Origin of the sequence: Nitrospira sp., from assembly GCA_005116745.1 — a bacterium.
In the GTDB taxonomy this organism is placed as follows: Bacteria; Nitrospirota; Nitrospiria; order Nitrospirales; family Nitrospiraceae; genus Nitrospira_D.
On the sequence record SWDS01000006.1, the window covers coordinates 275,395 to 290,237 of the forward strand.

General features: G+C 54.0%; 14 protein-coding genes. 7 read left to right on the plus strand and 7 right to left on the minus strand.

The genetic code is table 11. The features are described 5' to 3' along the window. Window positions 1-37: 37 nt before the first annotated feature. From rsmG to E8D52_07025, 7 genes are all read right to left on the minus strand, one after another. Window positions 38-688, minus strand: a complete 651-nt coding sequence (gene rsmG / locus E8D52_06995) for a 16S rRNA (guanine(527)-N(7))-methyltransferase RsmG (GenBank protein TKB68731.1) — start codon at window positions 686-688, stop codon at window positions 38-40. Between the two features lie 60 nt (window positions 689-748). Beyond that, on the minus strand, window positions 749-2,641 hold the full coding sequence (mnmG, locus tag E8D52_07000) for a tRNA uridine-5-carboxymethylaminomethyl(34) synthesis enzyme MnmG (protein TKB68732.1): 1,893 nt from the start codon (window positions 2,639-2,641) through the stop codon (window positions 749-751). Between the two features lie 8 nt (window positions 2,642-2,649). After that, window positions 2,650-4,107: a tRNA uridine-5-carboxymethylaminomethyl(34) synthesis GTPase MnmE gene (gene mnmE, locus E8D52_07005; GenBank protein ID TKB68733.1), complete on the minus strand. Its 1,458-nt coding sequence runs from the start codon at window positions 4,105-4,107 to the stop codon at window positions 2,650-2,652. Window positions 4,108-4,152: 45 nt separating this feature from the next. Beyond that, the gene (locus E8D52_07010; protein ID TKB68734.1) at window positions 4,153-5,847 is read right to left on the minus strand and encodes a membrane protein insertase YidC; all 1,695 of its coding nucleotides are present in this window, start codon (window positions 5,845-5,847) and stop codon (window positions 4,153-4,155) included. Between the two features lie 39 nt (window positions 5,848-5,886). Then, window positions 5,887-6,123 carry a membrane protein insertion efficiency factor YidD gene (gene yidD / locus E8D52_07015; protein TKB69433.1) on the minus strand — a complete coding sequence of 79 codons (237 nt, stop codon included), beginning with the start codon at window positions 6,121-6,123 and terminating at the stop codon, window positions 5,887-5,889. Further along, window positions 6,098-6,463 (minus strand): ribonuclease P protein component, encoded by a 366-nt coding sequence (gene rnpA, locus E8D52_07020; GenBank protein ID TKB68735.1) that lies wholly within the window; start codon window positions 6,461-6,463, stop codon window positions 6,098-6,100. The genes yidD and rnpA overlap by 26 nt, the downstream gene beginning before the upstream one ends. A gap of 146 nt (window positions 6,464-6,609) precedes the next feature. Beyond that, complete coding sequence (locus E8D52_07025) at window positions 6,610-6,747, minus strand: 50S ribosomal protein L34 (GenBank protein ID TKB68736.1); 138 nt, start codon at window positions 6,745-6,747, stop codon at window positions 6,610-6,612. Window positions 6,748-7,218: 471 nt separating this feature from the next. Between E8D52_07025 and E8D52_07030 the strand changes: the two genes are divergently transcribed. From E8D52_07030 to E8D52_07060, 7 genes are all read left to right on the plus strand, one after another. Continuing rightward, entirely contained in the window at window positions 7,219-7,830 is a 612-nt protein-coding gene (locus tag E8D52_07030) for a hypothetical protein (GenBank protein ID TKB68737.1), read from the plus strand. A gap of 8 nt (window positions 7,831-7,838) precedes the next feature. Continuing rightward, window positions 7,839-8,972, plus strand: coding sequence for a L,D-transpeptidase (locus tag E8D52_07035; protein ID TKB68738.1), 1,134 nt, complete (start codon window positions 7,839-7,841; stop codon window positions 8,970-8,972). A 9-nt stretch (window positions 8,973-8,981) separates the two neighbouring features. Then, window positions 8,982-9,620 (plus strand): L,D-transpeptidase, encoded by a 639-nt coding sequence (locus E8D52_07040; GenBank protein TKB68739.1) that lies wholly within the window; start codon window positions 8,982-8,984, stop codon window positions 9,618-9,620. Between the two features lie 24 nt (window positions 9,621-9,644). Beyond that, window positions 9,645-10,286, plus strand: coding sequence for a hypothetical protein (locus E8D52_07045; GenBank protein TKB68740.1), 642 nt, complete (start codon window positions 9,645-9,647; stop codon window positions 10,284-10,286). A gap of 24 nt (window positions 10,287-10,310) precedes the next feature. Continuing rightward, window positions 10,311-12,737 (plus strand): RHS repeat protein, encoded by a 2,427-nt coding sequence (locus tag E8D52_07050; protein TKB68741.1) that lies wholly within the window; start codon window positions 10,311-10,313, stop codon window positions 12,735-12,737. A 144-nt stretch (window positions 12,738-12,881) separates the two neighbouring features. Then, the gene (locus tag E8D52_07055) at window positions 12,882-13,358 is read left to right on the plus strand and encodes a hypothetical protein (protein ID TKB68742.1); all 477 of its coding nucleotides are present in this window, start codon (window positions 12,882-12,884) and stop codon (window positions 13,356-13,358) included. 497 nt (window positions 13,359-13,855) lie between these two features. Then, window positions 13,856-14,842 carry a DNA methyltransferase gene (locus E8D52_07060; protein ID TKB69434.1) on the plus strand — a complete coding sequence of 329 codons (987 nt, stop codon included), beginning with the start codon at window positions 13,856-13,858 and terminating at the stop codon, window positions 14,840-14,842. Window position 14,843 lies beyond the last annotated feature (1 nt).

Here is a 14,843-nt window from a genome sequence, read left to right on the forward strand (position 1 = left end):
GAATTGTTCCACGTGGAACACCAAGTGTGTGTTTCATTTAGACCGAAGGCATAACAATGGAAATAACTCTCTGCCCATATCCATTCTGCAGTTGAAATATGTGTTCACGCAATAATGACCAGTTTGAAGAAAGATCAGATGGGGGAATTGGTTGTGATGAAAACAGAATGGCCTTCCCTTCTTGTCGAAGGAGTTTTTGACCATCTTTTAAAATTAAACCATGCTTCAAGGCACGAGTCGCCAAGTAATCAAATGATCCGTATGGCATGCGTTCGTTCATGAATCTCTCTAGAGTACCGGCGAATATGTCAATATTTTCAAGTTGAAGAAGGCCGATGATGAACCGAAGGAAGGAGACCTTCTTGGCGACCGGCTCAACGAGAGTCATATGCATGTCTAATCTAGCGAGTTTTAAAGGAATTCCAGGAAATCCAGCCCCTGTACCGACGTCAAGGAATCTGGCTCCGACCTTGACATCTTCAGCTTGGAGTGCGGCTAAAGAATCCACAAAGTGTTTGATAATAATCTCATCATTTAGCGTGATGCGTGTGAGATTGAAGGATTGATTCCAGATCTGAAGCTGCTCAAGGTACACCATAAATTGCTGTACCTGTTCAGTACTGAGTAGAACGCCGATTTCAGCCGAACTTTCTTGAAGCAGCAATGAAGGCGAACTCGATTGTTCCACGTAGAACAATTACGCTGATGCTTGAGCGAGGTCAATAGGAAAGGTTGGTTTGATGGAATTTCAGGAAAGTACGTGCTGTATAGGAGGGAATTGACGCCTGCTTTTTTCTATCGCAACCAGAAGTAAGGATATAGCAGCTGGAGTTACTCCGGATATTCTCGATGCCTGCCCAACCGTCTCCGGTCTTACCCTATTGAACTTCTCTCGAACCTCACTGGAAAACCCTGAAATAGAATTGTAATCAAACGTATAAGGAATCAATTTCTGCTCAAGCTTCTTGAATTTCTCAACTTGCTGGATCTGCCGACGTACATAACCTTCGTACTTGATCTGGAGCTCGACTTCTTCGCCGATTTCGATCTCAGGAATAACTGGCATCCCAAAAGCTTCTAGAAGTTCTTGATAGCTCGCTTCCTGCCGGCGAAGAAGCTGTGCCATGGTCATAGCAGCCGATGCATTTTCGAGATACGTGCCTTTGGTCTGCAAACGGATTTCTTCGGTGAATGATGGCCTGGCTGTATTCAGATGTTCGATCTCCATTTCAATCAAACGTCGCTTTCGCAAGAACCTTTCGTACGCGTCATCTGGAATCAGTCCGACGTCGTATCCAACTGGCATGAGTCGAAGGTCCGCATTGCTATGGCGGAGAAGCAATCGATACTCAGCTCGAGAGGTAAACATTCGATATGGTTCGTAGGCATCTTTTGTAATGAGATCATCAATGAGTACGCCAATATAGGCTTGGGACCGGTCCAGGATGAGAGGAGGTCTCTCTCTCAGCTTCAGAACGGCATTGATCCCGGCAACCAAGCCCTGCGCTGCTGCTTCTTCATACCCAGAAGTCCCATTAATTTGTCCGGCATGATAGAGGCCAGCAACCTGCTTTGTCTCGAGCGTTCGGTAAAGTTGGCGTGGGGGAAAATAATCGTACTCAATCGCATAGCCAGGTTTGAGTATTTTGGCCTGTTCTAATCCAGGGATTGTTTTCAGCATAGCGGCCTGGACATCAACCGGCAGGCTGGTTGAAATACCGTTCGGATAAAATTCGATCGAGTCCAGTCCTTCGGGTTCAATGAAAATCTGGTGACGTTCTTTCTCCGCAAAACGCACGATTTTATCCTCGATGGATGGACAGTACCGAGGGCCGGTCGATTCAATGACACCGCTATATAGCGGTGAGCGATCGAGATTCTTTTGAATAATGTCGTGTGTCTCTCGGTTGGTATAGGTCAAATGGCAGAGTACTTGTCTGGTCGTGATGTGTTGAGTCCGATAGGAGAAAGGAGGGGGAGGGGAATCACCGGGCTGAGGAATCATCACCGAGAAATCAATCGTCGCCTTGTCCAATCGTGGAGGGGTCCCGGTCTTGAGCCGGCCAACCTCAAACCCAAGATCCCGCATACAATCCGAAAGGTGTTCGGCTGAAGCTTCGCCGGCGCGACCGGCGGGAAAATGGTTGAGACCGATATGAATAAGACCCTTAAGGAAAGTACCTGATGTCAGTATGACTGCCTTGGCATCGATCCTCTCGCCTGAGCCTGTGACAATCCCGGTGACCGTACCCCCAGCCACGAGCAGTCGGTCCACGACTCCTTCGGCAAGCGTCAGATGCTCTTGTGAGGCCATTGTTTCCTGCATCACCATACGATACAGCGATTTGTCGCATTGGGCGCGCAATGCCCGCACTGCGGGTCCTTTGCTTGTGTTGATGAATCGAAATTGAATCCCGGCACGATCCGTGTTTCGCCCCATCTCACCGCCGATCGCATCGATTTCTTTCACGAGGTGTCCCTTAGCGATCCCACCGATGGCAGGATTGCACGACATCTGCGCGATTCGGCTCAGCTCCATCGTCAGCAGCAAGGTGTTCGCACCCATTCGTGCCGCAGCCAGCGCGGCTTCGCACCCGGCATGACCGCCTCCCACTACGATAACATCAAATGCGATGGCCATCAGTTCCTCTATTTGCCAATACAAAACTCGGAAAAAATCTCATCCAACACTTCGTCAGACGTAATGGTTCCAACAATCTCACCCAGTGCATCAGCGGCACCACGGAGATCGACCGCAACACATTCTGGCTCTATGCCTTGTTGGACCGAGGCCAGTGCGTCATTGAGTGAGGCCTCCGCACGTTCGAGCGCCGCCCGATGCCGAACGTGAGTGACAACGACACCATCGCGAGATTCAAAGGACGGCTTCACAAATTGTGAGTGAATCACGGACTTCAAGGCGTCAAGTCCCTCGCCCGTTTGGGAAGAAATGGGAACAACCTTGCACGGTGTATCAGCGCGCAGTGCGTCGGTCAGCCGTTCTACGAATGCTGCGTCGCAAAGATCGATTTTATTAATGACAAGGACATGTTCAGCATGAAGGGTGGGGGAACGGAGATTTCTCAGATCCATCTGTGTCAGTTGAGCAGCGTCCAAGACATATAAGATGATATCCGCCTGGCCTTGAGCTTCGATGGAACGACGGATGCCCTCTTGTTCAACAAGGTCGGTGGTATCACGCAGCCCAGCGGTGTCGATCAACGTGATTCGCAGACCGAGCCAGGTAATGGACTCTTCAATAATATCGCGAGTCGTGCCGGGGATATCAGTCACAATCGCTCGATTCTCCCGGAGTAAACGATTCAGCAAACTCGACTTGCCAACATTGGGCTCCCCGGCGATCACCACGCGGACTCCCTCGCGCAGGACCCGTCCCGTCTCGGCAGTCTCCAACATCCTCCGAACGTGATCCAGTGTCTCCTGGAGAGAGCCGATCATCTCCTCGCGCCGGACGAACGTAATATCTTCTTCTGCGAAGTCGATCCCTGCTTCTAGGTGAGCCAACAGTCTGACGAGTTCAGTACGCAAACGATGGACCTGTTGCGTGAGTTCGCCGCGGAGCTGGCGTTGTGCCAATTTGAGGCCCAGCTCTGATTTGGCCCTGATGGTGTCCAGCACCGCCTCAGCCTGAGACAAATCCAGGCGGCCGTTCAAGAAGGCTCGTTTGGTAAACTCTCCTGCCTGTGCCAGCCGGGCTCCGGCAACGATGCAAGCCTGACAGACTCGTTGCAGGACGAGCCCATTGCCGTGGCAGTGGATCTCCACCACGTCCTCTGCGGTAAACGACCGAGGCGCCTTCATATAGACCACCAGGCCTTCGTCGATGATCTGCTCTGTCAACTGACTAGCCGTGGAGCTTGAATGGCTACTGATTGAAGGAGCAGGTGGAAAGAGAATATCGGCCAGGTACAGCGTGTGAGAAGCGAGGGTATGAAGCGATTTCTTGGAACGCAGCCGAACCACGTGGCTTGTGATGTCAACCGCATGCGGCCCGCTTATCCGAACGATACCAATACCGCCCTCACCAACAGGAGTGGCAATTGCACAAATCGTATCCTCGGGCGTTCCGACAGCTGGCATGTTCACACGCGTTCGTGAGGATCCGTCACATCGAACGAAACCGACCGAGCCTCATTTCTTGCCACCTTGGTCATCCGTCGTCAGTGCTGTGGCGGGAGTTCGAAAGAAAAAGTGATCCGTCACGAATTGTTGCACAATGGTGAGCACATTATTGGTCAGCCAATACAACACGAGGCCGGCAGGAAAATTGACGAACAGGAATGTCATGGCCACCGGCAGCATCAACATCATTTTTGCCTGAGTCGGATCCATCGTCGTCGGTTGGATCTTTTGCATCACCATCATGCTGATTCCCATGATGATCGGCAGAATATAGTAGGGATCCTGAAGCGACAGGTCGGTGATCCACAGCCCTAACGGCGCTTGGCGCAAATCGATCGTCATGTACAGAATATTAAACAGCGACACGAAGACCGGCATTTGCAATAACATCGGGAGACAGCCACCCACGGGATTGACTTTGTGGTCCCGGTACAGCTTGATCAGTTCCTTGTTCAAGCGGTCACGATCGTCCTTGAACTTTTCTTGGACAGCTGCCACTTTCGGCTGGATGCCCTGCATCTTCTTCATCGATGTGTAACTTTTATATTGTAAGGGGATAAACAACACCTTGATGCAGATGGTGAGGAGGATGATCGTCACTCCATAATTATGCGTATAGTCATTGATATAACGCAGCACGGAGAAGATGGGCTTGGCCACGGCCCTGACCGTGTCCCAGCTCCCGAAAAGGAACCAGCCAAAATCAATGGTATCTTCGAGCCGAATTTGCAGACTCTGGAGGGTGTCAAACTCCTTGGGGCCGGCAAAGAGCTGGAGTTCGAGTGGTGTTCCGGAGGAATCAACCGGTAACCGTACCGCCGTGGAGATAAGCTTGTCTCCTTGCTTCTTAGGCCAAGCGGACGCGCTCGTCTTTGGAATAAGTGCAGAAATGAAGTACTTATCTTGTAGCGCGACCCATTTCACAGGACCCTTGAGCTCTGTCTCGGTTTCCGGCATGTCGTGTTCAATTTTGTCGTCAATAAGCGAGGCGGCTCCGACAGAACCGATAAACCCTTCTCCCCAATCCACAACCCCAAAATTCGTCCCCAATCCTAGTTTCACTGCTTCTGTGAGCCCACTGGATTTCAACGCGATATCGACGACATAGCTCTCGGTGTGAAACGTCAGGCGCTTTTCCAATCGTACGCCGGTTGCTGGATTACTGTACGAGAAGGTGATATGGCCCGTGGGGTGGCCCTGGTCCAATGTCGTAAAGTCCTTTTCGACCCTATAGATCCCTTCGCTTATTTCTTTTGAATGAGAGGTGTCATCCACTGTGACCGTCAAGGGCTCGGCAAACTTGCCGCGCTGTCGTACGAGTTGTACGAAGGGCTTTCCATCGGAACTGCTGCGATAGCGTTTGAGTTCCCAGCTCGTGAGTGCGGCCCCACGGGTCGTAAACGTAGCCCGGTAGAGCTCCGTTTCAACCACGATGAATTCCGGCGCAGAAGATTCTCGACGTGAATCTTGGGGAGAAACATCCCCAGCGGATGGTTTTTGTGGTGCAATGGTCGTGGTCGCGGGAGCGCCCGGGGTTGGAGACGCAGGGCCTATACTCGAAGGAGATGACGTATCGCTTATGGAAGGTTCCGCCTCTTCCGAAATAGTCGGTTCAGGGAGTAGGCCAAGCTCTTTGATGATGTACTCATACCCAAAGATAATCCCAAGAGAGAGAAACAAGAACACGATGACGCGCTTTTCCATGAGGAGGCTATGCTTTCTTTGATAAAGATATACTCGTCGCTACTTGACCGGGTCTTCTCCACCGGGGTGGAAGGGGTGACATTTCAGAAGCCGGAGGATGGTTAAGCCGAGTCCCTGTAATGCTCCATATTTCGTGATCGCATCTGAGGCGTATTGCGAACAACTGGGTTCAAATCGGCATGTGCGACCGTACAAAGGGGAAATCACCATGCGGTATCCTTGAATCAGCCACAGACACAGTGATCGCATATCAATGGGCCTTTGCTCGAAGCACATGCAGGCGCTCAAGCGACGTTCTCCACGCTTGGACCAACCCCTCATGGGATTGCAGGAGTGCATCTCGCTTTGGAAACACGAGAAGTCCTCGGCCCGGAACCAAGTCCGGATGTAATTGCCTTACCAGTTCACGAAAGACTCGTTTCGCCCGATTGCGCCGGACGGCATTCCCAAATCGCCGTCCCACGATAATTCCAATCCGACTCGGCGCATCGTCCATCTTGTGCGCCAAGAGATTGAAGAGCCCGGTTGAAATTCGGCGACCATGTTGTTTAACGGTCTGAATATCTCGGCTGCTGCGCAAGAAGATACCATGGTCTATGCGAGGTTTCGGTGTCATTGAATGAAGGAGGTATTTCGACGCCGCATCCTATCCGTTCACGATCCCGGAGAAGGCTCTAGCTGGTAGGTGAGCGCACGCTCAACAGCAACGCGAGAGAATTGGAGAGCGACCCGAAGGACACCTGCCGATCCGACACGATGTACCTAGACAGTCAACCGAGCTCGTCCCTTAGCCCTCCGGCGGGCCAGCACCTTGCGTCCGTTCTTGGTGCTCATACGTTTTCTAAACCCGTGCTCACGCTTCTTTTTTAAGTTGGACGGTTGTCGCGATGTAAAAGACATAAGTTCCCTTTCCGTTCCCTCGCTTTGAATAGTCAGGTCAAATGAACGGTGGATTATAGGGGAGGCATGTGGGCCTGTCAATTTCAGGCTGCCTCCAACCATCGGTCGGTGTGGCCGGCTGCGACCCCTAAATGTCCATAGGATTGAGGCACTTTTGCTTTTGGCCACCAGAGTGCCACAAAGTCAGGTGTCACGGGATGATCAAAGTCACCATAAACATTCGAAATAGATAGAATTGTTACCTGATACCGACAATTATCGGTGGCACCGAGCTTGCTGCATGTTTTAGGTGTGCCAGTATGCCAGAAGGGCGTAGTCTGTTAAGCTGGCGTATCTATCATGCAATAATCTTTATAGTATTCGAGGGGTAGTACCAGCGGCGGATCAGGCACTGCTACGCATAGGATGGATGCAAGGACAGCTGAATTGAACAAAATCGATGGATAGAACCTGTAAGGAGGATTCTTCGTTATGTTGAGAAAAGCATCACTTGTCTCTCTAACCCTGACTCTCATGATGATTGCTGGATGTGCGGAACCTCCTACCCAGCAGATCCAGGAAGCAGAAAAGGCTCTCAAAGATGCACAGGAAAGCGGCGCGGCCACCTATAGCGCTGAAGAGTATGCCAAGCTGGAAGGGACCCTTACCACATTGCGGAAAGAAGTCACCGATCAGGATGAAAAATTCTCACTCTTTCGAGACTATGGCAAGGCCCAACAATTGTCTGCCTCGGCCAAAGCGGATAGTGAACGGATCAAGACGGCCGCGACCCTAAAGAAGGAAGAGGCGAAGGCAGCTGCTTTACAAGCCCAACAAGTCGCCGAAGAGGCAGTAAAAGCCACGCAAGATTTGGTCGCCAAGGCACCGGTTGGAAAAGATCGCGCCGCAGTGGAGGCCATCAGGAACGACGTAGACGGGCTCAAGTCGTTACTGAAACAGGTTCAGGCATCGATCGACAAAGAAGATTATCCGGCTGCGCAAACCCAGGCGAAGGCCATTCATGACATGAGCCAAAGCGTGTCAGCCGAAATACAGAACGCACTTGCGAAGGTGGGCAAAGGAAGACCTGCGAGGAAAAGATAACGCACGGCATGGCGCGTGACCAGACACATACGAGGCTTGCCGCAATTTTCTGCGTCCTCTGCGTGGCTGGGTGTGTTCAAGCTGTTCCACCGGACCTCCTTGTTGCTCTTGAGGCCATCGACCAAGACTTGATCGCATTGCGGGCTCCGGAAGCTGCGCCTGAGGAGTATAGGCAGTTTGTTCGCCAATGGGTCTCTCTGAAAGCGCGCGTCCAATTGGATGATGATCTGATCAGATGGCCATGGGAAGTGAGTGATCTTGAGAATGAACTCCGCCGGCTGTACATCACGAGCGAACGTACCGTCTCCCAGCTCCACGAGCGGCACGCCTCGCAGCACCGCACGGCGCAAGCCACGGTGGCTCGCCTTGAAGAACAGCTTCATGCGATTACCTCGAGAGTCGAAGCGATCGATGGGCGCATCCTCCTAGGAGAACGAGTCGTTCAAACGGATCTTCTGGTCAAACAAGCGCGCTCCTTCTTCGAGCAAAAAGACTTCCAACGAGCCATGCACGCGGCGGAGAAAGCGGATCATGCGCTCAAGGCCCAGACGGCATTGCTCAGTCAAGAATTGGGACGATATGCCGACGAGAATCGAATCGCCTCTTGGCAGACGATGGCCAGGCAGACGATCGAGTGGTCACGCATCCACCAATCAACGGCCATCGTGGTGAGCAAGGCCGACCGAGAATTGATACTCTACAAGAGCGGGCGGAGGGTGCTATCATACCCCGTCCGGTTAGGATTCAATGGCATGCTGGAAAAGCAGGTCCAGGGGGATGGGGCGACACCAGAAGGCCGGTATCGAGTGACGGATAAGCGTGGTCCAGGGCAAACGCAATTCTACCGAGCCCTGGCTCTAGATTATCCTAATGCCGAAGATCGGCGGCGATTCAACTATGCGAAGAAGTCGGGAAGGATTAGCCCGGCCAAAGGCATTGGTGGCCAAATCGAGATCCATGGAGCCGACAATGAACTGTTGGCTCGGACCCTTGGGTGTATCATGCTCGATAATCCGAATATGGCGATGCTCTTCGAAGGCGTTTCTGTCGGGACACCGGTCACGATCGTGGGTGCCTTGACCAGGGAGAACGCAGTGGCCTTGGCCTTATCGGAACTTGCGCAGCGAAGAACTCAAATCTGAGTGTAGACTATGCGCCGACTCCTTCTTGCCACGTCAGTGGTCGTCTTGCTCCTTCTCCTGGTCGTGAGTACCCGGTCTATGAATCCTGCAGCGCCTGGGGATTCCCAAGCGGTTCACCAGCCTGCAGTTCAGGACAACACCAGCCTTCGTACATTGCAAGCCCGGTACAAGACGCTTTCCAAACAGTTATCACAGCTCATGCCACGCGAGCCCTATATCTTGGTGGATACGGCCAGGAATCGACTGTATGTCAAGCGTCATGATGAGGTGGTCCTTAACGCAATTGCTTCGACTGGGAGCGGAACAATTCTCGACAAGCCTGGCGAAAGCAAGAGTCAGTGGATTTTCGATACGCCCCGTGGAGAGTTTCTTGTAAAGACAAAATTAGCGAATCCCACCTGGATTAAGCCGGATTGGGCCTTTATCGAAGAAGGGCTCGCGGTTCCGCAAAACGCTGCCGAACGAGCGGAACAAGGTGTGCTAGGCGATTATGCGCTAGGTTTTGGAAAAGGCTACTTCATCCATGGGACGCTCTATACCCGATTGTTGGGGAAGAATGTGACACATGGATGCATCCGGCTGAATGACAGCGATCTTAAAGGTGTCTACCAGCTCGCCCGAGTGGGGACACCCATCATGATCTTTTGACCCCTCCACAGTGCGCAGATATTGATGATGAAACTCTGCGCCATTCTGATCCTCTTCGTCTTCACCACGCCAAGCTGGGGAAAGGACCTTGAGGCTTTCCCTGACCTCCAGCTCAACGACGTACAAGGACTGAAAGAAGCAACCCGTGTGCTTGAGGAAGAACTCAAGCTCGCGGCACGCCCGCAGACCTATCTACTGATTGATCTGGTTGGGAGCACCATCCAGATTAAAGGGCGTGGCATCGGGCTCCACCAGATTCCGATCATTCGCTGGTCTGGTGAATCGGGAAACGAATTAAAAGGGATACACAAGCTGGTGGCGCGACCATCAGTCGTTCGACGAAAAATCGATCCGGGTGCCGCAGGTGAACAGGAGCCGATTTCACTCGCCGATATGCCTACCGACTATGTCGTGTCATGTTCGCCTCCGATGACCATTGCCGTGGTTCCCTCGACAGCCGGCGAAACCCTCCTTCGCGGCGCCGCCATTCTGGGAAAATCAGGGTGGCATCACGTGCAACATTGGGCCAGCTCGCTCTTCACCGACGCGCCATCAACACCGACACCTCATCTGCAACTCACCATCGCGGTCGACCATGCGCAGTCCTTGGCCTGGTCGCTGGTGGACGGGATGGCGATCGTCATTCGCCGGCCAGCCGATAAATAGGTAGCGCACGCATAGGCAACGGGTATGAGTACGCTTCTGGAGAAGAACACGACCGTCCGGACCTTTAACAGCCAGGGCTTTCTCACGGCCATCACCGACCGCACCGGCAACACCGTGACGATTGTTGGGAACGGCGCGCAGATTCAGCAGATCATCGAGCCCGGCGGCCGCGCCCTCACGTTCCAATACAGCGGCGGTGGCATCAGTCAGATCACCGATCCACTCGGCCGCACCGTCACCTATACCTATGAAGGCGTCCCGGTGCCCTATGCGTTTCCCCGGCTGCGGAGCGTCACCAATCCGGCCGGCGGCACGACGACGTATACCTACGTGCCCACCTTCAAGCCGTATGATCTCGAGCGCATCACCGACGCGCGGGGGATTACCTATCTGACGAACACCTACTGCACGGGATCGACCTGTCCGCCCGATCCCGCCGTCGTTACCCAAACGGCAGCGGATGGGGGGATCACCCGCTTTGACTATGTCATGACGAATCGCACGGTCACGCAGGCCACCGTCACCGATCCACGAGGGCACCAGTCCGTCCATCGCTTCAACAGTCGAGGGCATGAGGTCGTCGGCATCGATGCGCTGGGCCAGCAGACCAGACTGACCCGAGACTATGTGACCAATCAGGTCATGGAGGTCCGTGATCCCCTCAATCGCCTCACGAAGTACACGTATGACGCGAATGGCAACGTCACGAGTGTCATCGATCCAGAAGGCCATCCCACGCTCGTCGAATACGAGCCGACCTTCAACCGCGTCACGAAGATCACGGACGCGCTGAACCAGATCACGCGGTTCACCTACGATCCGGCCAACGGGAATCTGCTCACCATCACGGACCCGCGCACGCACACCACCACGGTGGCCTACAATGCCGTCGGGCAGCCGAGCAGTGTGACCGATCCACTGAACCATAGTTCGACCTTCGAGTACGACGCCGTCGGCAACCTCATCTCGAGCACCGATCCGGTCGGCAACAAGACCCAGCAGAGCTACGATGCGGTGAGTCGGCTCACGGCCCTGATCGATCCTCGGGGCAAGACCACCCAGTTTGACTACGACTCTGTGAATCAGGTCTCGCAGATCACCGATGCCCTCAGCGGCGTGACCGGCTTCACCTACGATCCCAACGGCAATCTGCTCACGCTGACCGATGCGAAGAACCAGACCACGACCTATACCTACGACACGATGGATCGGTTGGCAACCAGGAAGGACGCCTTAAATCGAACAGAAAGTTACGCCTATGACCTCGCGGGCAATCTGAGCACCTTCACCGATCGGAAGAGTCAGATCACAAACTTCCAGTACGACCCGCTCGACCGGCGCACGCTCACCAGCTACGCCGACAGTACCAGTGTGACCGCTGCCTATGATGCGGTGGGGAATCTGACGAAGCTTACGGACAGCACCACCGGCGCCATCGACTGGACGTACGATGTGCTCGATCGCGTGACGCAGGAAGTCACGCCGCAAGGGATCGTCCGCTATACCTACGACGCCATTAGTCAACGGCTCACCATGCGGGCGAATGCCCAGCCGCCGGTCACCTACGGCTACGATGCCAATTCCCAGCTGTCCCAAGTCACGCAGGGTACCCTGTCAGCGACCCTGACGCACGACGCGTTAGGCCGGCGCACGCAATTGCAACGCTCCAACGGGGTGACGACGACCTATAACTATGATCCCGCTTCACGTTTGTCAGGAATCACCCATGCCAAAGGCACGACCACGCTGGAGCAGCTCACGCATGGCTTCGATCCCGAGGACAACAAGACGCAGGCGACCCAACTGATTCAGACCGCCACGGCGCTGCCTCCCGCTGTGACGGCGGCCTATAACGCGGTCAATGCGCAGATTCAATTCAACAGTGGAACCCTGGGCTATGACCCGAACGGCAATCTGACCAACGACGGCACGACGACCTATGTTTGGGATGCGCGGGATCGGTTGATTGGGATCAGCGGAGGCACCAGCGCCACCTTTAGCTACGATGCGCTCAATCGCCGCATTGCGAAGACCATCAACGGTTCCACGACCAGCTACTTATATGACGGAGCGGATATCGCCATAGAGGCGGGGGTCAGCAATGCCAGCTACCTGAGCACGCTGAACATCGACGAACCGATTGTGCGGCAGACCTCCACGGGCAATGAGTACTACCACACGAACGATATGGGTTCGACGCTCGCCCTGAGCAATGATGCCGGCGCGGTGACGACGACCTATACCTACAGTCCATTCGGTTCAACCAGCATCACAGGGCCTTCGACCAATCCCTTCCAATTCACAGGGCGGGAGAACGACGGGACCGGCCTCTACTATTACCGCGCTCGCTACTACAGCCCCTCCCGCAGCCGGTTCCTGAGCGAAGATCCGTTGGAGTTTGGAGGAAAAGGGGACAGGCTACTTTTCTGTGAGAGTCTGAGTGCAATGTGACTTTGACGGGATGTGCGAGTGAGTGGCGAGTGAGAGAGAAAAGAAAGAGAAAAGGGGCAAGGCAGCTTTTCGGGTGCGCACTCTGGCGTGATGGATTCGAAATAGAAGGACGAGAGATTTCTCATCAGGGATGAAAGACTGGGGATGAAGCAGATGACATTTGGCAAAATTGTGTCCGTTGTGACCTGCGTGCTGATGCTGTGTGTATTCGTCCCGCCACCGACGATCGCCGACCAGGCCCAGTACATCTACGACGACCTCGGCCGGCTCTCGCAGGTGATCGATGCGCAGGGCAATGTCGCGACGTACCAGTACGATGCCGTCGGCAATCTGCTCTCCATTACACGGAACACCGGTGGCGTCGGCGCGCCGACCATCACGGCCTTTACCCCGAACACCGGCAATGCGGGCGCCTCGGTCAGCGTCTCCCTCACCGGTACGAATCTGACCGGCGCTTCGCTCGCGACGAACAATCCTGGCATCCTTGTCCGCAATGTAGTGACCACGCTGACTTCGATCACCGCAACGTTCCAGATTGCAACAGTGGTGATGGGGTCGGTTCTTGACTTTGCATTGCCTGCTCCCAAGGTGGCGAGGTTCATCGGCGTGCCTGAGAGGTGAGGTCAAGTAATGACCCATGAGGATTGCATTCGTGCATCCTGTCGTCACGTGAGTGGAGTGCAAAGTCAATAACTGACCCCATCTCTGCCCCACAAAAGAGAGAAGAACCGCAAACTCTCCGCGAGAGATGTAATTACTGGCCGGCAGACGGGACACCTCGTCAAAGGTGTCTATCAAATCCGGGTCACCTCAGGCCAACCCCTTTTCCTTTCCATCAACCCTTTTATTTCCTGCGCGTGGTCTGATAATCCAGCAGCTTATCGACATGGTTCTCAATGAAGAGTCTCCATGAAGCCAACGCTTCTAAACAAAACCGCGCCGTTGTGTTACAACAACGGCGGACTTATTTATACCGCCAATGGTGAAGCTTAACGATGTCTAGCCCGGCAATCGCCCTACCAACCCCAGCTCCACGAATCAAGATTGTCTACAGCCGGGAAAACTTCTTGAGCGTTCCTTTGCCCGAGCGCATCGCGGATTACCCCGAGCTTCGCTACATGGGATCCAAACGTCGCTTGTTGCCATGGATCCACGGCGTTCTGAGAACCCTTCCATTCGAGACGGCGGCGGACCCGTTCGTTGGAAGCGGTTGCGTCGCCTTTTTGCTCAAAGCGATGGGCAAGCGGGTCATCGCATCAGATTTTTTGAACTTTCCCACCGTACTAGCCGCGGCAACGCTGGCCAACAACAAATACAGGCTGGACAGTCCCGCCATAAAAAAACTTCTTGCGCCGCGAAACAACGGCCCTCATTTCATCGAGAAAACTTTTGACGGGATTTTCTACACGCCGGATGATCTTCGTTTTCTTGACCGAGTTTGCGGCAATCTCGAAACTCTTGAGCGCCCAGCCCAACGCGCCCTTGCCCAAGCGGCCCTGATTCGGTCCTGTCTGAAAAAACAGCCGCGTGGAGTATTTACGGTCTCCGGTGATTTGTCCCACTACGACGACGGGCGGCGTGATCTCCGGCTGACCATCGAAGAGCATTTTATCGAGCAGGTTGCAGTCTTCAACCGCGTGGTGTTTGACAATGGCCATCGCCATACGGTGAAGCGGGCCGACGTTTTCAGCTTGAAGCCGAACGGCGTTGATCTCGTATATTTGGACCCGCCCTATGTACCGCGTTCAGACGACAACTGTTACATCAAACGCTACCACTTTCTTGAAGGGCTTTCCTGCTATTGGAAGGGCCAGCGCATCATGGAAGAAACGCGGGTCAAGAAGATCGAAAAACCCTATACGCCGTTCAGCTATCGCAGAAGTGCCATCAAGGCGTTTGACAAGCTGTTTCAGATTTACCGGGAGAGCATCATCGTTCTCTCGTATAGCTCGAACGGCTTTCCTGACCGCGAGGAACTCGAAAGCCTCTTGCGGCGCTACAAAGGATCCGTGACCGCTTTCGAGAAGCCTCACCGTTACCATTTTGGCACTCACGGCAGCGTTGAACGTGCCGAAGTGAGTGAATACCTGATCGTGGGACGGTGAA